This window comes from Neisseria sp. HMSC056A03, assembly GCF_001815685.1.
Lineage (GTDB): Bacteria > Pseudomonadota > Gammaproteobacteria > Burkholderiales > Neisseriaceae > Neisseria > Neisseria subflava.
Window position 1 is genome coordinate 78254 of the sequence record NZ_KV821641.1, and the last position, 17425, is coordinate 95678.

Below are 17425 nucleotides of genomic sequence, written 5' to 3' on the forward strand. Positions count from 1 at the left end.
CCATAAAAAAATGCCCTGCATATTGCAGGGCATTTTTCACAAACCGATTAAGGTTTAGCGTAACCGTGAACACCATTGTAAGGAGCTGGGATCCAACCTTCATCAGTAGCAGGCAATTCGCCTTGACCTTCGATAGTTTGGCCTGGAGCAACTTGACGAGTAACAACGCTGCGGATTTTAACATCAACGCGACGGTCAGGTTCGATACAAGCGATAAGAGCAGCACGTTTCTTAGCTTTAGAAACTTTTTTACCCAGTTTAGCAACTTCAGCTTCACAAGTAGCAGTCATTTGAGCTTGAGATTCGCCCAGACCTACTGCAGAGATTTTGCTAGAAGCAACGCCACGGCCTACCAAGTAGTTAGCAACTACGTTAGCACGACGCTCAGACAGAGCTTGGTTGTATTCTTCAGAACCCATGAAGTCAGTGTGACCTTCAACACGTACAGTTTGTACGCTTTCGTTGCTCAAGCGTTGAGCCAAAGCGTCCAGTTTTTCTTGAGCTTCAGGACGCAGGTTATCTTTGTCGAAGCCGAACAGAGTTTTAGTAGACAGGGAAACAGTCTCGTCAACATACTCAGGAGCTTGTTGTACGGGAGCAACTGCTTCACGATCACCACATTCGACACGACCTTGGGTCTCTTTGTCAAAATAGCTGGTTTTCCAGCATTCGCCATAGTTGTTGCGGACAACTTCTTGAGATTGGCTGCTTACGACGTAGCCGTGTTTGGTGTGCGCTTCGCTGGCCATAGCGGTGCCGGAGGCAACCAAGGCAACGAACAGTGCGCTTAATTTCAGCTGTTTGGTCATTTTATTCCCTCATTAAATTGTTATGCGGCGGACTAGGAAAGCAACCGCTGCAAAGTACCAATATACAGGCCGCAGTATCAAAACAGCGACAAATCGGATATATCAGGTTGCACTATAAAGAAGCGCAAGGCAAACTGTCAATACTCGATGCCTTCAAACAATCATGAAGTGCCTGCTTCCTAGTAGTTAATCATGCCGAAAAATCAATCTTGTGTCATTAATTTAGGGCAAAATCAGACAATTCATCCACCTTAAGTTGTACAAAAACAACAAAACCCCTTTCCCTCTTCTTTCCTGAATTTCCCGTTTTCATATCGTTAAAAGATATTTCCATTAAAAACAACCGTTTTCAAAACTCGGGGCAAAACTGGGCAAAATATGTTAAATTACATGCCGTTTGTCGCACAAAATCCACATTAACAACGTATCCGGTACTGCTACCATGAAACTGCAACAATTACGTTATGCCCTTGAGGTTTACCGACACAATCTGAATGTCTCAGAAGCCGCCGATGCGCTTTTCACATCCCAGCCCGGCATTTCCAAACAAATCCGCCTGCTTGAAGAAGAATTGGGTATTCAAATTTTTATCCGCAGCGGCAAACGTGTGGTTTCCGTTTCGCAACCGGGCAAAGCCGTATTAGAGATTTCGGAACGGATTTTGCGTGATGTACAAAACATTAAAAATATCGGCAGCGAATTTACCGATCATGACAGCGGCTCGCTGACCATCGCGACAACGCATACCCAGGCGCGTTATGCTTTGCCAAAAATCGTTGCGGAGTTTGTCAAAAACTACCCTAAAGTCAATTTGACCATCAAACAAGGCAGCCCTTCTGCCATTGCGCAAATGGTCAGCAGCGGCGAAGCTGATTTGGCAATTATTACTGAACGCATTGACGATCATCCTGAGTTGGGAAAACTGCCCTGCTATGAATGGAACCATGCCGTCATTGTTCCGCACGACCACCCTCTTTTGGACTGCCGCAATCCTTTAAGCCTTGAAGATTTGGCTTCTTTTCCGCTGGTTACTTACGAATTTGCTTTTAATTCCGGCAGCAGTATCGCGCGTACATTTAATAAAGCGCATATTGAGCAACCTGATGTTGCCTTATCGGCTGCCGATACGGATGTACTGAAGACGTATGTCCGCTTAGGCTTGGGCGTTGGTTTGATGGCTAAAATGGCGTACGATCCCATTGTCGATCAAGATTTACAACTTATTGATGCGGCACACTTATTTGAACCGTCGCCTACATGGATAGCCTTACGCACTGATACCTACCTGCGCGGCTACGCGTATGACTTTATCCAGATGTTTGCACCAAAACTGACCAGAGAAGTAGTCGACCGTATTCTGTACACACCGGTTGTTGAAGATTTTTCAATTTAATATCTGACTATCACTTTCGTAACTTAACAATTATTCTTTAATTCTTGTTAAAAAGGCCGTCTGAAATATTTCAGACGGCCTAAGATTCAGATAGCGTGCGAACAACCGGAAACCATTTTCTTCAAGGTTGTCGCATCTAAGATTTTGATGTGCTTGTGTTCAACCGAAATCAAGCCTTCATGATGGAATTTAGACAAGGTGCGGCTGACTGTTTCCAGTTTCAGCCCCAAATAGCTGCCGATTTCCTCACGCGACATCCGTAAGATAAAATCATTGGCGGCAAAACCTCGTGAATAGAGACGCTGAGACAGGTTAAGCAAGAATGCTGCCAATCGCTCTTCGGCGCGCATATTGCCTAAAAGCAGCATAACGCCCTGATCTCGGACAATTTCGCGGCTCATCAAGCGGAAAAAGTGAGAACGAAGGCTGGGAATATCCTGACCGAGTTCTTCAATATGTGTAAACGGAAGCTCGCATACCTCGCTGTCTTCCAAAGCCACAGCATCACAGCTGTGAATATGGGAACAAATCCCATCCATACCGACCAGTTCGCCCGACATAAAAAAGCCGGTTACCTGATCGCGTCCATCTTGGCTGGCGACTGTTGTCTTAAAGAAGCCTGCACGGATGGCAAACAAAGAGGTAAACGGCTCGCCGGCACGGAACAGGTATTCACCTTTTTTCAGACGGCGGCTTTGACGAATAACCGCGTCCAGTTGTGAAAATTCGTTAGGCATCAGTCCGACAGGCAAACACAGCTCGCGTAAAGAACATGTGGAACACAAGGTTTTCATTTGATGTGTTGCATTGTGTGTGGCCATAACGCACCCTTAATCTGCATAGTTCTATAAATCCCTGATGAAGCCGAATAACTATTGACCCATGTCAAAGTCGGCATATCATTATGAGGCATTCTACCAAACTATCGAAATTTTGACTAAAATTTTCCCTAATTTCCCTACTTTATACTACAAGCCCGACCATGAAAATCATCCCCATCTCAAATAACACCAACACAAACAACGAATTACCGGAATTCGATCGTGACTTGATTGCCAGTTTGCCATCAAGCGGTCCCCGTTATACATCCTATCCGACTGCCGACCGCTTCCATGAAGGCTTTAAAGAAGCCGAATATATCCAAGCTTTAAGCCTGCGCAACATGGGCGCGCTCAACAAACCCCTTTCGCTCTACATCCACATCCCTTTCTGCAATACCATCTGCTACTACTGCGGCTGCAACAAAATCATTACCAAGGACAAAAGCCGTGCCGATGCCTATATCCAGTATCTGGAAAAAGAAATGGAATTGCTGGCACCGCATTTGGGCGGAAGACACCAGCTCGCGCAGCTGCACTTCGGTGGCGGCACGCCCACATTCCTGAGCGACGACCAACTCGAACGCGTCTTCGACATGATTCGTAAATACTTCCAGCTGATTCCCAACGGCGAATACTCCATCGAAATCGACCCGCGCAAAGTCAGCCGCGAAACCGTCCTCAAATTGGGCAAACTCGGTTTCAACCGCATGAGTGTCGGTATTCAAGACTTTGACCCTAAAGTGCAGGAAGCCGTCAACCGTATTCAAAGCTACGAAGAAACCAAAGAAGTGATTGATGCCGCGCGTGAAGCCGGATTTAAATCAGTCAGCGTCGATTTAATTTACGGCCTGCCGCACCAAAACACCGAAAGCATCAAAACCACCATCGATACGGTCTTATCCCTCGATCCCGACCGCCTTGCTCTCTACCACTACGCCCACCTGCCACATATCTTCAAACCGCAACGCCGTATCGACACCAATGTTGTCCCCGGCAGCGAAGAAAAACTCGATATGCTGCAATATTGCGTTCAAACCCTGACCGAGCGCGGCTACGTCTTCATCGGTATGGACCACTTTGCCAAACCTGACGACGAACTCTCCATCGCCCTCAAGGAAGGCTTCCTGCAACGCAACTTCCAAGGCTATTCAACCTATGCCGACTGCGATTTGGTAGCGATCGGCGTGTCCTCTATCGGCAAAATCGGCAGCACCTACTCCCAAAACGAGCGCGACATCGATGCCTATTACGCCGCACTCGATGCCGGACATCTGCCGATTATGCGCGGCTACCAGCTCAATCAAGACGACATCCTGCGCCGCAACATCATTCAGGATTTAATGTGCCGCTTCTCGCTTGATTATCAAATTTATGAAAGCGTGTTCGGCATTCCGTTTAGCCGCTATTTTGCAGCCGAACTGGAAGATATGAAGCAACTGGAAACCCTCGGCTTGGTCCGTCTCAAACCACACAGTCTGACTGTTACGCCGAAGGGCCGTTTCCTGATCCGCAACATCGCCATGGTGTTCGACTACCATCTGCGCCATAAAGAAACCAAAGCCAAATACTCGCAAACTGTGTAAACAGGAATGGACAAGGTCGTCTGAAAATTCTCAGACGACCTTTGTTTTTATTTTCAATACTTTCGGGTAACATAAAACCATATTTTCCGCTTTATCAGGATTCAAAGTTAATTTGTATAGGCGCGTATCCTATGATTACCGAGCAGCAAAACGATATCCTCAGCATCAATCAAGTGCAGCTTCTCCTTGCTGAAAAACGCACGGCACTTGCTATCATGCGTACGGGCATTGCCGTTTTCGCACTCCCTTTGTCTATTTTCAGTGCGCTGATTGCGACATCGAAATGGTACGAAGCCGTCGATGTTTGGCCTTTGCTCTCACTGGTCAGTCTGATGAACATCAGTTTGATTATTTTCTCGGTCTATCTGATTACCCGCTCACTCCGTAGAATGCATCAATACGACCGAATGATTGCCGATATCAAATACAACAACCAGTCTTTACGCAAACTGATTAAGTCATAAAGTGCAAATAGTTGGAGCTAGGCATAAGGTCGTCTGAAAATCAAAATATAGAGGAACTCCAGATTTGTATTAAAACATGATTCTGCCAAACATACCGTAATTGTTCTTGAAGACCTTACTGTACACTTTGCTCCCTCGTTTGGAATCGATACGATACCATTGCAGTACAAGATATAATCTGCGATATATTTATGGTTTCTCTTAGGGTTTTTATGCCTAGGGTGGCAGATATAAACTTATTGAAATGACCAACTCAATTGGATATTGGTAGAAATCCTACCGGATACACTTGCCGTGTTTAGACAAATACGAATGCAGTCTGAAATTTCGGTTTGTCCGGTCTCTTATCTCAAACGCTTTTAAAATATGGAACAACCCGATTTTTTCCCCATCCCCAGTCCCTGTATAGGTGTCTGCGAAGCCAATGCCAAAGGTTATTGCAAAGGCTGTCTGCGCAGTCGGGAAGAGCGCTTGTACTGGCTCCAGATGACCGACAGCCAAAAGCATCAAGTCATGCACCTCCTGTCCCTCAGGAAGGCCAAAATCCGCAACCGCAAAATGGAAAAACCCGAAACGGGTGAACATCCGGTTCAAAACCTGCTCGATTTCTAAATCGCCCTTGCCTACCGCACACCACAATAAGGAAAAACATGAAAAAACTGCTCGCCTGCCTGCTTGTGCCATTGACCGCCCTTGCCTTGGGTGCCTGCAAACCCGCCGCAACTTCACCCGAAAGCAAACCTGCCGAACTTAACTGGCAGCAGCCTAAACTGACCAGCAATGTTTGGAAAATCAGCAAAGAAGGCCAACCTGATTCCTACCTGCTCGGCACCATCCACATGGGACGAACCCATCAAACCCTGTCTTCCGATGCAGTCAAACTATTGCAATCCACCGACCAACTGACCACAGAAGTTGACCCATTGCCGGACAGCAGTCCGGAAACGAAAAAAATGTATCAAAAATACTTCAAAGAAGTCATGAGTACCGAACCGCTCAGCCGCAAGCTCGGCAAAACAGATTTCCGTCTTTTACAAGAAATCTATTCACAAAATGAAGAAAGCCGACCCATCGCCCAAATTGCCGACAAACTCCATCCATGGGCGGCATTCATTTTTGCCGGCAGTACATTTCCCAAAGGGTATAGCTCAGAAACCGGTGCAGATATGTTGCTGACCAACGCAGCCGCCGACATCAATAAGCCGCGTGGTTCATTAGAAAGTTTGGATGATGTTACCGCGATCTTCAAAGCCCAGCCTGAAGAAACCATGCTCAACTTTCTGAAAGCCAGTATTAAAACCAATAAAGAAGAAACCGAAGATATCAAAAAACTCCATCAAGCCTATTCAGACGGCCGCTTTGAAGAACTCATCCCACTTTTGGAAGAAACCGAACAACGCACCCTCAAACTTGTTGATACCAAATACGCCAAAGCCATGTCCGATTGGCTGAAAAACGACCTCCTGATTCGGCGTAACTTGGCATGGCTGCCTGAAATCCGCAAGCAATCCGCCAAACAAAGCACCCTCTTTGCCGTCGGCATTGCCCATTTACCCAGCGAAAAAGGCTTAATCGAACTATTGCGTCAAGAAGGCTATCAAGTAACGCCCGAACCCAAAGTCCTGATTTGGCAATAAATCCCAATCAAACAACAAGGCCGTCTGAAAGTCTTTCTTTCAGACGGCCTTTATTTAATCTCTATTAAATGAAGCAGTAAGCAATGTTGAGCGTAACAATCAATCGCCTAATGCCGCTACCATCACCGCTTTAATCGTATGCATCCGGTTTTCTGCCTGATCAAACACAATGCTGGCTTCGCTTTCAAAGACTTCTTCCGTTACTTCCACACCATTCAGGCCGAATGTCTCATAAATCCATTCGCCGACCTTGGTTTCGCGATTATGGAAAGCAGGCAGGCAATGCATAAACTTGACTTGCGGATTTTCCGCCACCGCCATCAATTCGGGGGTAACGCGGTAATCTTTCAGCAAATCGATACGCTCTTGCCAAGCCTCTTTAGGCTCGCCCATGCTGACCCACACATCGGTATGGATAAAATCCACGCCTTTCATGGCTTTCTGCGCATTCTCCGTCAACAGAATCCGTCCGCCGGTCTCTTTGGCAACAGCCTGCACCGTTTCGATAATGTTTTCAGACGGCCACAAACTTTTCGGTGCACCGATACGCACGTCCATGCCCAGTTTCGCAGCCAACACCAGCAACGAATTGGCCATGTTGTAACGCGCATCGCCGACATAGGCAAACGCAATTTGGTTCAAAGGCTTGTCGCTATGTTCGCGCATCGTCAGCGCATCGGCGAGCATTTGAGTCGGGTGAAACTCGTTGGTCAAACCATTGAACACAGGCACGCCTGCATACTTGGCCAGCTCTTCCACTACATCCTGTCCAAAACCGCGATATTCGATACCGTCAAACATCCGCCCTAAAACACGCGCCGTATCCTTAATGCTTTCCTTATGCCCGATTTGGCTGGCAGAAGGCTCCAGATAAGTTACCCCTGCGCCTTGGTCGCGTGCGGCCACTTCAAACGCGCAACGGGTGCGGGTTGATGTTTTCTCGAAAATCAGGGCAATGTTTTTTCCCTTCATCCGCTGCACTTCGCGCCCTGCTTGTTTAGCAGCTTTCAATTCGGCGGCAAGGTCGAGATAGGTGGTAATTTCTTCCGGCGTAAAATCCAAAAGTTTTAGAAAATGGCGGTTTTTCAGGCTCATGTCTTATTTCTCTTTTTCTAGCGTGGGCGTTGCCCAACATTTTTCTCCATGCAGATTTTTCCGGGCTTCCCCGACCTTCTGCTACTCAATTTTTTAACGTGCGAAGCCTGCCCGAAGCGCGGCCCCTTATCCTCTATCAAAACTCAGAACAAGGCCGTCTGAACTTCGCCTCGCTCCAAGGCAAGCAACGACTGTTTGCGGTTCAAGCCGCCTGCGTAGCCGGTCAGTTTACCGTCGCTGCCAATAACGCGGTGGCAGGGAATCAGGATAGACACCTTATTCTGTCCGTTTGCAGCGGCAACGGCACGAATGGCTTTAGGATTACCCAACTGCTGCGCCTGCTCCTTGTAGCTGCGCGTTTCGCCGTAAGGAATGGTCAGCAGCGCATTCCACACCTGCTGCTGAAAAACTGTACCTATCGTTTCCAAAGGCGTCGCAAAAACTTTCAGACGGCCTTGAAAGTATAAATCCAATTCTTGACGCAAAAGTTGCGTTTGCTCATTTTCTTGGAAAATAAACTGCCCGCGCAAAGCTTTTTGGACAGCCATGATTTCCTGTTCCATATGTTTCTGCCCGATAAATTCCAGCAGACACAAACCCTTACTGCCGAACACCGCCAACATCTCGCCCAAGGGCGTGGCAACCGCGGCCGCAGTCAGTTCGTGCGGACTATCCGGATAACGCGTTTCCAACAGTCGGACAGCTCGGTGGATACGGACATATTCTTCAGGCGTATAACCGATACAGTCAATAAAATCCTGCTCAAACTGCTTAGTTTCGTGTTCAGTAAGACGCTCGTGCAGCAAGACTTCGAGGTCGGCAGGAAAGTCAGTTTCCAACTGTTCGCGGATGTCATTCCACTTTGATGGAAGCGCATTTAAAGAAGGCAGAGTAATCATCTGCATTTACTCCCGATAATCAACAAACCCCCAAACGATTACCCGACGGATCATAAAATCCACCATCCGGTACGGCGGCTTTAAAACTTATGTGCAGGTTGGCTGGAAGTTTCCACCTACCCTATCAATGAAACTCGCCCCAAAAATTTATAAAATCCAAAAATTGGAATTATAGAATTTTCTTTAAAACAACAAACTCTTTGTCTTTTTCTATCTTAAATTTTCCCAAGACCCACTCGCCGCTCTTTTTAAACTCTCCGTTTTCTCCACAATCGCCTCTTTGCTCAACCTTGGTCGCTTGCAGAATCACTTCGTCATCACTTACAAATCGATAAAGACCTTCTGAATGCGGAAAACATTCATTACCGCATTCTGCTGAATAACTGCTGCTAAACCTGCCGTCTTTATCAAACTCAATGTGCGTTCCATAAATGTGATTGTCAGAGCCGGCTGTTTCTACCCGACTGAGATAATATGCGTTTTTGGGCGCATCCATGGGTAACTCGTCAATATGCCACAATCCCACCAGTACATTTTTTTCTAAAATTTTTCCTTGATTAATTGAAACTGCTTGAGGCTTTGGCTCGGACTCAAGACAACCTGTCAAAGACAATGACAATCCCAATACAACAAGGGCAGAGATAAATTTCGGCATGGGGAAACCTTTAGTGAAGAAATCGATTAATGACAGTCAAAGCATTGCCCCAATGTATGCCAATTTTGATGGGGCAATACCCTTTCTGCCGTTTTCAGACGGCCTTTTTCACTTCAACAATCGCGTCAACATACCTTCATACACTGCCGACAGCTTCGGAATATCTTCCAAACGTACGTTTTCGTTGATTTGGTGGATGGTCGCGTTAGACGGGCCTAACTCGATGAGTTCTTTGGCAATGGCCTTGATGAAGCGTCCGTCCGAAGTACCGCCGGTAGTGGACAATTCGGCCTCAATGCCACAAATCTCGGCAATGGCTTCACGTGCCACGTCGGTCAGTTTTCCAGCCTGAGTCAGGAAAGGTTGGCCTGAGCAAGACCACTGCAAATCGTATTGCACGCCGTGTTTGTCCAAAATGGAGTGAACGCGTTGTTTCAACCCTTCTTCGGTGGACTCGGTAGAGAAACGGAAATTGAATTTGACGTTCAGCTCGCCTGGAATAACGTTGGTCGCACCTGTGCCGCCGTTGATATTGGAAATTTGGAAACTGGTCGGTGGGAAGTATTCGTTGCCCTCGTCCCAGACTTCCTGTGTCAGTTCCAGCAAAGCCGGGGCAAAAGTATGCACGGGATTGATTGCCAAATGCGGATAGGCAATATGGCCTTGCTTGCCTTTGACGGTCAGGTTGCCCGACAGCGAGCCGCGGCGGCCGTTTTTCAACATATCGCCCAATTTATCCACGGCGGTCGGTTCGCCGACGATACAGTAATCAATCAACTCGCCGCGCGCTTTCAACACATCGACAACTTTGGTCGTGCCGTCCAGCGCATCGCCCTCTTCGTCCGAAGTAATCAGGAGCGTGATACTGCCTTGATGATCAGGATTTTCGGCAACGAAACGCTCGCAGGCGGTAACGAAGCAGGCAATGCTGGTTTTCATATCCGCCGCGCCGCGACCATACAGACGGCCTTCACGCTCGGTCGGTTCAAACGGAGGCGAATCCCATTTTTCAATAGGACCTGTCGGCACGACGTCGGTATGTCCGGCAAAGCAGAACACCGGAGCCTGAGTACCTCGGCGCAACCAAACATTCTTGGTGTCGCCAAAATGAAGCTCTTCTACGGCAAAACCGATTTTTTGCAGGCGTTCGGCCAGCAGTTGTTGGCAGTTTTGGTCATCCGGCGTAACGGACGGGCGGGAAATCAGCTCTTTGGCAAGCTCTAAGGATTGAGTTTCGGTCATATTTGTTTGTTCACTTTGAGAAACAGGCCGTCTGAAACGTTCTGAATATGATTTTCAGACGGCCTTGAGTTTATTATGGGCAATTTGTCTTTCTACGTCCTGAGTTATTTTCCATGACAAGCTTCATAAAGCGGCAGTAAGTCTTCCACTGTTTCCGCTATCCATTTCGCGACATCCTGCTTGCCCAAATCATCACGTTCGATGTGTTTCCCGATACAGAAGAAATCTTTGTCGTCTCGAAGCTTTCTATCGCCGTCGCTTTGTTGGGCGACGATACGATAATCGTCATATTCGCTTTCCGCACCATGCCACATATCGAAGGAAGCGTATTTTTCAGTATCAAAATTATCCAGCCAGCGGTTGTAATCAGGCAGCGCAATGGGGGAAACATCGGCTTTATAGCAATGCCAGTCCAAGCTGACACTCAAACGGCGGCGATTCAGCAAAATCGATAAAATCGCTGCGGAATTTTTATATTGTTCGTATTTGAAATAGGCAAAGAAATGAGCGCGCACCTGCCAGCCGTTACACCAGCGTTCGATATGCGGCGGCGCAAACGGCGCACCCAATTCGGCGGCAACCTGCTGGATCAGCTGCTGCCATACCTGCCAGTTTTCTTTATAGTCTGCCTTGATTTGCGGAATGCTTTCAGGCTGGTATTTTTTAAGCTGGGAAAACTGGAAAAAAGGGATATTGAACAAATCACAACTTTTTGGGGTCAGCATAGTGTATTCCTTGAGACGATTGTTTCAGACGGCCTTATTTGCGGCGGCGTGCGGCCATAATTTCACCGATTTCGGTCAATTTTTCTTTGGGGATAAAGGTTTTACCCATATCAAACAGCGGCTCTTCAATCGCCAGATGAACATCATATCCTGCGACAAAACGTTTGAATGCTTCGGCATCAGGGATATAGGCATTGTCCGCTTCAAGCTTGGCAAATTCAGCCGCTACGCCGTCCCAGTTGCCATGCAGGCTGACATGTTGGCGCAACAACTCGTCAACGCTTTCTTGAGCTTGCGGCGCATATTGCAACAAAAGCGGAAAGAAGTTTTCTTCTTCATCTTCATGGTGCAACGGCGCGGCAACGTTGAAATACTGGGCAATTTGGCGGATGGTTTGCAAAACAACCTGATTGCAGCCGTTTTCGGCGATATAGTCCGACAACATGGCAACCTGATTGCAGAAACGGCGCACTTTGCCGTGGCAGGCGTACAGCATTTCAATAGGTTCGGCAAAAGTAACGCTTTTGGTTTCAAACGGATTCATAGGATTTATTCTTAAATTAATGTTTCCAGATTATAACAAAACAGCCTGCGCAAGGCAGGCTGTCTGTTTTCGAGCTTTAGGCGGATTAGTCAACCAAAGTAACTTTACCGTTCATCAAAGCGCCGTGACCTGGGAAGGTGCAAGCGAATTTGTATTCGCCGTCAGCCAGTTTGGCTGGATCCAGAGTCAAAGAAGATTCTTCGCCGCCACCGATCAGTTTGGTGTGGGCAATAACGCGTGCATCACCAGGTTTAACGTAGTCAGTGTCAGCTGCGCCAACGCCATCTTTGAAAATACCGTCCATGTCTTCAGCTTTACCGATGACAATGTTGTGACCCATGCTGGTTTTAGGTTGGGTACCGGTGTGTTTCAGGGTGATGGTGAATTCTTTACAAGCTTTGCTTACTTGGATTTCTTTAGTGTTGAACTGCATAGCGTCGTTGGCTTCAACAGTAGTCGCGCAGTTGCCGGCAGCAGGAGCAGCGGCAGCGTCGGCCGGAGCGGCTTCAGAAGCAGGAGCTGCATCAGCAGGTGCAGTAGTTTCTGCAGGGGCAGCTTCGGAAGCGGCAGAAGCAGCAGGGGCTTCAGCAGGTTTTGCAGCTTCTTGAGAGCATGCAGCCAAGCCGATAACGGCAGCGGAAATCAGAGCCAGATAAGCTTTCATTGATGTATCTCCTAATGATGAGAGTTTTGTTAAGTTCTATTAACAGCACTACACGAATATATTAATAAAAGGCAAACGCCAAACTAAAATTTATCCGCATAGCGTGATGTGAAATTCAGGCGTTATTTTGCTACAAACCTCACACGAAATCAAAGTTTCAGGCCAAGTTTACATCAGTTTACCTAAAAGAAAACAGATACTTTCTAGGTCGTATTTCTTTAGTATTAGATGCTATCAGCCGAACGATATAAGTTTTAACATTTATTAACTGTAATCTCATCTAACATAATTTTAACGGCTATGCTTGCGTACCAATTCTGCCAATGCCGCCGCCAATTCGGGATGCTTGCCTTCCAATTTAGCTGCCGCCTCATCGAAACTGTTTAAAGCTGCCTCGCTCAATCGCAAACTATTGGTTTTCGGTTGAGTCGGAGGCTTGGGAACTACCCTGACCACCACTTCCCTTACGCCTGCATGCAATGTTTGCAACTTGGGCAACATGGCAGGCAGGATCATTTTCAAACGCGAAGCAGCCATATTGTTGGCGGCAAGCAAGACCAATCTTCCGTCTTCTACGCAGGCCGTCTGAAAATGCGGATGCAGGTTTGCCGGCAAAACCGTTTTGATTTTTGCATCCAATTTCCGCCATTGTTGCGATTGTTGCAACAAGCCCGCCAATAAATGATCGCGTTTGCCTAATTGTGCTAAATCCATAGTTTCAGACGGCCTCTCAGTGAATTAACCAAACAATTACAATTGAAATACAGCAAAACCGCCTTTATTTCAAACAGCATTACCGCGTTATATAGGCGCTTGTGTTAAAATCCCAGTTTCGCCCACTATTATATCAAGGCGCAGGAATTATTCATGCTGACAAACATTGCTAAGAAAATCTTCGGCAGCCGCAACGACCGCCTGCTGAAACAATATCGTAAATCCGTTGCCAAAATCAACGCGCTTGAGAAACAAATGCAGGCCTTGAGCGATGCAGAATTGCAAGCTAAAACAGCCGAATTCAAACAACGTCTCGCCGACGGACAAAGCCTGGACGACATTTTGGTCGAAGCCTTTGCTGTCTGCCGCGAAGCATCGAGCCGTGTATTGGGCATGCGCCACTTTGATGTACAGCTGATCGGCGGTATGGTCCTGCACAACGGCAAAATCGCCGAAATGCGTACCGGTGAAGGTAAAACTCTGGTGGCCACCCTTGCCGTTTACCTGAATGCATTGTCAGGAAAAGGCGTACACGTCGTTACCGTCAACGACTACCTCGCCTCCCGTGACGCAAGCATTATGGAGCCGTTGTACAATTTCTTAGGCTTGAGCGTCGGCGTGATCGTCGCCGATTTGCAACCTTTCGAACGCCAAACTGCTTACGGTGCCGACATTACTTACGGTACAAACAACGAATTCGGCTTCGACTACCTGCGCGACAATATGGTGACCGACCAATACGACAAAGTTCAACGCGAATTGAACTTTGCCGTAGTCGACGAAGTGGACTCCATTCTGATTGACGAAGCACGTACGCCGCTGATTATTTCCGGCCAGGCAGATGACAACATCCAGCTCTACCGCGTGATGAACTCCGTTCCTGCCCACCTTATCCGCCAAGAAACCGAAGAAGGCGAAGGCGATTACTGGGTAGATGAAAAAGCACACCAAGTCATCCTGAGCGAAGCCGGTCACGAACACGCCGAGCAAATCCTGACTCAAATGGGCTTATTGCAGGAAAACGATTCGCTCTACTCTGCCGCCAATATTTCCCTGATGCACCACCTCATGGCTGCATTGCGCGCACACACCCTGTTCCACAAAGACCAACACTACGTTATCCAAGACGGCGAAATCGTGATTGTGGACGAATTTACAGGCCGTCTGATGGCCGGCCGCCGCTGGTCCGAAGGCTTGCACCAAGCCGTTGAAGCCAAAGAAGGCGTAGAAATCAAACGCGAAAACCAAACGCTCGCGTCTATTACCTTCCAAAACTACTTCCGCCTGTACAACAAACTGTCCGGCATGACCGGTACGGCCGACACCGAAGCCTTCGAGTTCCAAAGCATTTACAACCTCGAAACCGTCATCATCCCGACCAACCGCCCTGTACAACGTAAAGACTTCAACGACCAAATCTTCCGTTCAGCCGAAGAAAAATTTGAAGCCGTCGTCAAAGACATCGCCGAATGCCACAAAAACGGCCAACCGGTTTTGGTTGGTACAACCAGCATCGAAAACTCCGAACTGGTTTCCCGCTTGTTACACGAAGCAGGTCTGCCGCATAACGTTCTGAATGCCAAAGAACACGAACGTGAGGCATTGATTGTGGCCCAAGCCGGTAAAGTCGGCGCAATTACCGTTGCCACCAACATGGCCGGCCGCGGTACCGATATTGTCTTGGGCGGCAACCTCAAACATCAAATCGAAGCCATCCGTGCCGATGAAACCTTGAGCGAACAGCAAAAACAAGCGCAAATTTCCGCCCTTGAAAGCGGTTGGCAAGCCGAACACGACCAAGTTGTGGCCGCAGGCGGTTTGCACATTATCGGTACAGAACGCCATGAAAGCCGCCGTATCGACAACCAATTGCGTGGTCGTGCGGGCCGTCAGGGCGACCCCGGCTCCAGCCGTTTCTATCTGTCGTTTGAAGACCCATTGTTGCGCCTCTTTGCGCTCGACCGTGCCGCCGCCATCCTCAACCGTCTGGCACCTGAGCGCGGCGTTGCCATCGAACACGGCCTGCTGACCCGTCAAATCGAAGGCGCACAACGTAAAGTCGAAGGCCGCAACTTCGATATGCGTAAACAAGTTTTGGAATACGATGACGTCGCTAATGACCAACGTAAAGTGATTTACCATCAACGCAACGAAATCCTGACCAGCAAAGACGTCAGCGATTTGACCCGCGAAATCCGCGCCGACGTTATCAGCGACTTGGTTGATTACCATATCCCACCTGACAGCATGGAAGAACAATGGGACATTCCGGCACTGGAGCACCAACTTGCCGCCGATTTCCGCCTGCATGTCGATATTAAAGGCTGGCTGAAAGAAGACAGTACTTTGGACAACCAAGACATTAAAGAACGCCTCATCAAGCGCATCGAAGACGAATATGCCGAAAAAGTCGAATTGGTCGGCAAACAGGCTATGTCAGACTTCGAACGCAATGTTATGCTGCAAGTTATCGACAACCAATGGCGCGAACACCTCGCCGCTATGGACTACTTGCGCCAAGGTATCCATCTGCGCAGCTATGCTCAGAAAAATCCAAAACAGGAATACAAACGCGAAGCTTTCGCCATGTTTGAAAACCTGTGGCGCAGTATCAAACAAAACATTGCCGCTTTGCTGACCGCCGTTCAAATCGAGCGCAACAGCGAATACGACCACACTGCCGCACAAAGCGTCAGCGATGTTCAAACCGTCCACTCCGATGCGCCTGATATGGAAGAATTGCTCGGCCAATCGCAAACAGATTTGGTTACCGAAGCGTTTGACCCTGACGGCACAGACTTCAGCCCTGAAGCGCTTGCACAAAACGGCCTGATTGTTCACCGCAACGATCCTTGCCCTTGCGGCAGCGGCCTGAAATACAAACAGTGCCACGGTAAATTGAACTAAGCAGTCATCTCAAAAGGCCGTCTGAACAAGTGTAAAAACGAAATCAAAGATTCTCGTTTCACCGTTCAGACGGCCTGAGAATTATCCAAACAAGCAAAAAATTTCCAAACCCAATTTCAAAAGAGTATCCCTATGGCAGGCAATACCTTCGGACAAATCTTTACCGTTACCACTTTCGGCGAAAGCCACGGCGCAGGCTTGGGCTGCATCATTGACGGCTGCCCGCCCGGACTAGAATTGAGCGAAGCGGATATCCAATTTGACCTTGACCGCCGCAAACCCGGCACCAGCCGCCACGTTACCCAACGCCGCGAAGCCGACCAAGTCGAAATCCTCTCCGGCGTATTCGAAGGCAAAACCACCGGCACACCCATCGCCCTCCTAATCCGCAATACCGACCAACGCAGCAAAGACTATGGCAATATCGCCACCAGTTTCCGCCCCGGACATGCCGATTACACCTACTGGCACAAATACGGTACACGCGACTATCGCGGCGGCGGTAGAAGTTCCGCTCGCGAAACCGCTGCCCGCGTTGCAGCCGGAGCAGTCGCTAAAAAATGGCTGAAAGAAAAATTCGGTACGGAAATTACCGCCTACGTTACCCAAGTCGGCGAAAAAGAAATCCAGTTTGAAGGCTACAAATATATTTCCCAAAATCCTTTTTTTGCAGCAAACCAAAGCCAAATTGAGGACTTGGAAAACTATATGGACAGCGTGCGCAAATCATTGGATTCTGTCGGCGCAAAACTTCATATCGAAGCAGCCAACGTCCCTGTCGGCTTGGGCGAACCGGTTTTTGACCGCCTCGATGCAGAAATTGCCTACGCCATGATGGGCATCAATGCTGTCAAAGGCGTGGAAATCGGTGCAGGTTTTGATAGCGTAACGCAACGCGGCAGCGAGCATGGCGACGAGCTCACGCCACAAGGCTTTCTATCCAACCACTCAGGCGGCATCTTGGGCGGCATCAGCACCGGACAAGACATTCATGTGAATATTGCCATCAAGCCTACCAGCTCTATCGCCACACTGCGCCGCAGCATTGATATAGAGGGCAACCCTGTCGAACTTGCCACACACGGCCGCCACGACCCCTGCGTTGGCCTACGCGCCGCTCCGATTGCAGAAGCCATGCTGGCCTTGGTATTGATTGATCACGCTTTACGCCATCGTGCGCAAAATGCCGACGTTCAGGTAAATACACCGGACATTACCAAACTGAAGAAATAACCGTTTATTTCTGAATATTCTCAGAAAAATTTAGCCAAAT

At 48.3% G+C, this 17425-nt stretch carries 17 protein-coding genes; 7 read left to right on the forward strand and 10 right to left on the reverse strand.

From position 1 onward, the window contains the following. Window positions 1-47: 47 nt before the first annotated feature. The gene (locus HMPREF3052_RS07330; RefSeq protein ID WP_070749355.1) at window positions 48-809 is read right to left on the reverse strand and encodes an OmpA family protein; all 762 of its coding nucleotides are present in this window, start codon (window positions 807-809) and stop codon (window positions 48-50) included. Window positions 810-1251: 442 nt separating this feature from the next. Between HMPREF3052_RS07330 and HMPREF3052_RS07335 the strand changes: the two genes are divergently transcribed. Continuing rightward, a complete protein-coding gene (locus HMPREF3052_RS07335) occupies window positions 1252-2202 on the forward strand; it encodes a CysB family HTH-type transcriptional regulator (RefSeq protein WP_036472646.1) in 951 nt (316 codons plus the stop codon). Window positions 2203-2288: 86 nt separating this feature from the next. On the opposite strand, the gene fnr is transcribed toward HMPREF3052_RS07335, so the two are convergent. Further along, window positions 2289-3023: a fumarate/nitrate reduction transcriptional regulator Fnr gene (fnr, locus tag HMPREF3052_RS07340; RefSeq protein ID WP_003684408.1), complete on the reverse strand. Its 735-nt coding sequence runs from the start codon at window positions 3021-3023 to the stop codon at window positions 2289-2291. A 161-nt stretch (window positions 3024-3184) separates the two neighbouring features. On the opposite strand from fnr, the gene hemN reads away from it, so the two are divergent. The 4 genes from hemN to HMPREF3052_RS07360 all read left to right on the forward strand — a co-directional run bounded on the left by hemN (window position 3185) and on the right by HMPREF3052_RS07360 (window position 6707). Continuing rightward, window positions 3185-4606, forward strand: a complete 1422-nt coding sequence (gene hemN, locus HMPREF3052_RS07345; protein ID WP_070749356.1) for an oxygen-independent coproporphyrinogen III oxidase — start codon at window positions 3185-3187, stop codon at window positions 4604-4606. A 131-nt stretch (window positions 4607-4737) separates the two neighbouring features. Next, window positions 4738-5070, forward strand: coding sequence for a hypothetical protein (locus HMPREF3052_RS07350; RefSeq protein ID WP_070749357.1), 333 nt, complete (start codon window positions 4738-4740; stop codon window positions 5068-5070). A gap of 366 nt (window positions 5071-5436) precedes the next feature. Beyond that, window positions 5437-5682: a DUF1289 domain-containing protein gene (locus HMPREF3052_RS07355; RefSeq protein ID WP_049329517.1), complete on the forward strand. Its 246-nt coding sequence runs from the start codon at window positions 5437-5439 to the stop codon at window positions 5680-5682. A gap of 38 nt (window positions 5683-5720) precedes the next feature. After that, the gene (locus HMPREF3052_RS07360) at window positions 5721-6707 is read left to right on the forward strand and encodes a TraB/GumN family protein (protein ID WP_070749358.1); all 987 of its coding nucleotides are present in this window, start codon (window positions 5721-5723) and stop codon (window positions 6705-6707) included. A 99-nt stretch (window positions 6708-6806) separates the two neighbouring features. Here the strand turns inward: HMPREF3052_RS07360 and argF are convergent, their stop codons facing one another. The 8 genes from argF to HMPREF3052_RS07400 form a co-directional block, all read right to left on the reverse strand. Further along, on the reverse strand, window positions 6807-7802 hold the full coding sequence (gene argF, locus HMPREF3052_RS07365) for an ornithine carbamoyltransferase (protein WP_070749359.1): 996 nt from the start codon (window positions 7800-7802) through the stop codon (window positions 6807-6809). Between the two features lie 143 nt (window positions 7803-7945). Beyond that, window positions 7946-8701, reverse strand: a complete 756-nt coding sequence (locus tag HMPREF3052_RS07370) for a methylated-DNA--[protein]-cysteine S-methyltransferase (protein ID WP_070749530.1) — start codon at window positions 8699-8701, stop codon at window positions 7946-7948. 169 nt (window positions 8702-8870) lie between these two features. After that, window positions 8871-9356 (reverse strand): hypothetical protein, encoded by a 486-nt coding sequence (locus tag HMPREF3052_RS07375; protein ID WP_070749360.1) that lies wholly within the window; start codon window positions 9354-9356, stop codon window positions 8871-8873. A gap of 108 nt (window positions 9357-9464) precedes the next feature. Beyond that, window positions 9465-10598 (reverse strand): succinyl-diaminopimelate desuccinylase, encoded by a 1134-nt coding sequence (dapE, locus tag HMPREF3052_RS07380; protein ID WP_070749361.1) that lies wholly within the window; start codon window positions 10596-10598, stop codon window positions 9465-9467. Window positions 10599-10702: 104 nt separating this feature from the next. Then, window positions 10703-11323, reverse strand: coding sequence for a glucose-6-phosphate 1-dehydrogenase family protein (locus HMPREF3052_RS07385; protein WP_049329512.1), 621 nt, complete (start codon window positions 11321-11323; stop codon window positions 10703-10705). A gap of 34 nt (window positions 11324-11357) precedes the next feature. Continuing rightward, entirely contained in the window at window positions 11358-11867 is a 510-nt protein-coding gene (locus HMPREF3052_RS07390; protein WP_063075615.1) for a hemerythrin domain-containing protein, read from the reverse strand. 85 nt (window positions 11868-11952) lie between these two features. Beyond that, entirely contained in the window at window positions 11953-12531 is a 579-nt protein-coding gene (gene azu / locus HMPREF3052_RS07395) for an azurin (protein ID WP_070749362.1), read from the reverse strand. A 291-nt stretch (window positions 12532-12822) separates the two neighbouring features. Further along, entirely contained in the window at window positions 12823-13245 is a 423-nt protein-coding gene (locus HMPREF3052_RS07400) for a DciA family protein (protein WP_070749363.1), read from the reverse strand. 153 nt (window positions 13246-13398) lie between these two features. Here HMPREF3052_RS07400 and secA point away from each other — a divergent pair, with 153 nt between their 5' ends. Together secA and aroC are read left to right on the forward strand one after the other, a co-directional pair. Next, window positions 13399-16152, forward strand: coding sequence for a preprotein translocase subunit SecA (secA, locus tag HMPREF3052_RS07405; protein ID WP_070749364.1), 2754 nt, complete (start codon window positions 13399-13401; stop codon window positions 16150-16152). Window positions 16153-16284: 132 nt separating this feature from the next. Further along, complete coding sequence (gene aroC, locus HMPREF3052_RS07410; protein WP_070749365.1) at window positions 16285-17385, forward strand: chorismate synthase; 1101 nt, start codon at window positions 16285-16287, stop codon at window positions 17383-17385. Window positions 17386-17425 lie beyond the last annotated feature (40 nt).

Excerpts from the sequence above, each read along its gene's own strand:
- HMPREF3052_RS07350 (WP_070749357.1), top strand. The coding sequence starts at position 4,738 with ATGATTACCGAGCAGCAAAACGATATCCTCAGCATCAATCAAGTGCAG.
- fnr (WP_003684408.1), bottom strand. The coding sequence starts at position 3,023 with ATGGCCACACACAATGCAACACATCAAATGAAAACCTTGTGTTCCACA.
- hemN (WP_070749356.1), top strand. The coding sequence starts at position 3,185 with ATGAAAATCATCCCCATCTCAAATAACACCAACACAAACAACGAATTA.
- azu (WP_070749362.1), bottom strand. The coding sequence starts at position 12,531 with ATGAAAGCTTATCTGGCTCTGATTTCCGCTGCCGTTATCGGCTTGGCT.
- HMPREF3052_RS07335 (WP_036472646.1), top strand. The coding sequence starts at position 1,252 with ATGAAACTGCAACAATTACGTTATGCCCTTGAGGTTTACCGACACAAT.
- HMPREF3052_RS07385 (WP_049329512.1), bottom strand. The coding sequence starts at position 11,323 with ATGCTGACCCCAAAAAGTTGTGATTTGTTCAATATCCCTTTTTTCCAG.
- argF (WP_070749359.1), bottom strand. The coding sequence starts at position 7,802 with ATGAGCCTGAAAAACCGCCATTTTCTAAAACTTTTGGATTTTACGCCG.
- secA (WP_070749364.1), top strand. The coding sequence starts at position 13,399 with ATGCTGACAAACATTGCTAAGAAAATCTTCGGCAGCCGCAACGACCGC.
- HMPREF3052_RS07375 (WP_070749360.1), bottom strand. The coding sequence starts at position 9,356 with ATGCCGAAATTTATCTCTGCCCTTGTTGTATTGGGATTGTCATTGTCT.
- HMPREF3052_RS07390 (WP_063075615.1), bottom strand. The coding sequence starts at position 11,867 with ATGAATCCGTTTGAAACCAAAAGCGTTACTTTTGCCGAACCTATTGAA.
- HMPREF3052_RS07360 (WP_070749358.1), top strand. The coding sequence starts at position 5,721 with ATGAAAAAACTGCTCGCCTGCCTGCTTGTGCCATTGACCGCCCTTGCC.
- aroC (WP_070749365.1), top strand. The coding sequence starts at position 16,285 with ATGGCAGGCAATACCTTCGGACAAATCTTTACCGTTACCACTTTCGGC.
- HMPREF3052_RS07370 (WP_070749530.1), bottom strand. The coding sequence starts at position 8,701 with ATGATTACTCTGCCTTCTTTAAATGCGCTTCCATCAAAGTGGAATGAC.
- HMPREF3052_RS07330 (WP_070749355.1), bottom strand. The coding sequence starts at position 809 with ATGACCAAACAGCTGAAATTAAGCGCACTGTTCGTTGCCTTGGTTGCC.
- HMPREF3052_RS07400 (WP_070749363.1), bottom strand. The coding sequence starts at position 13,245 with ATGGATTTAGCACAATTAGGCAAACGCGATCATTTATTGGCGGGCTTG.
- HMPREF3052_RS07355 (WP_049329517.1), top strand. The coding sequence starts at position 5,437 with ATGGAACAACCCGATTTTTTCCCCATCCCCAGTCCCTGTATAGGTGTC.
- dapE (WP_070749361.1), bottom strand. The coding sequence starts at position 10,598 with ATGACCGAAACTCAATCCTTAGAGCTTGCCAAAGAGCTGATTTCCCGC.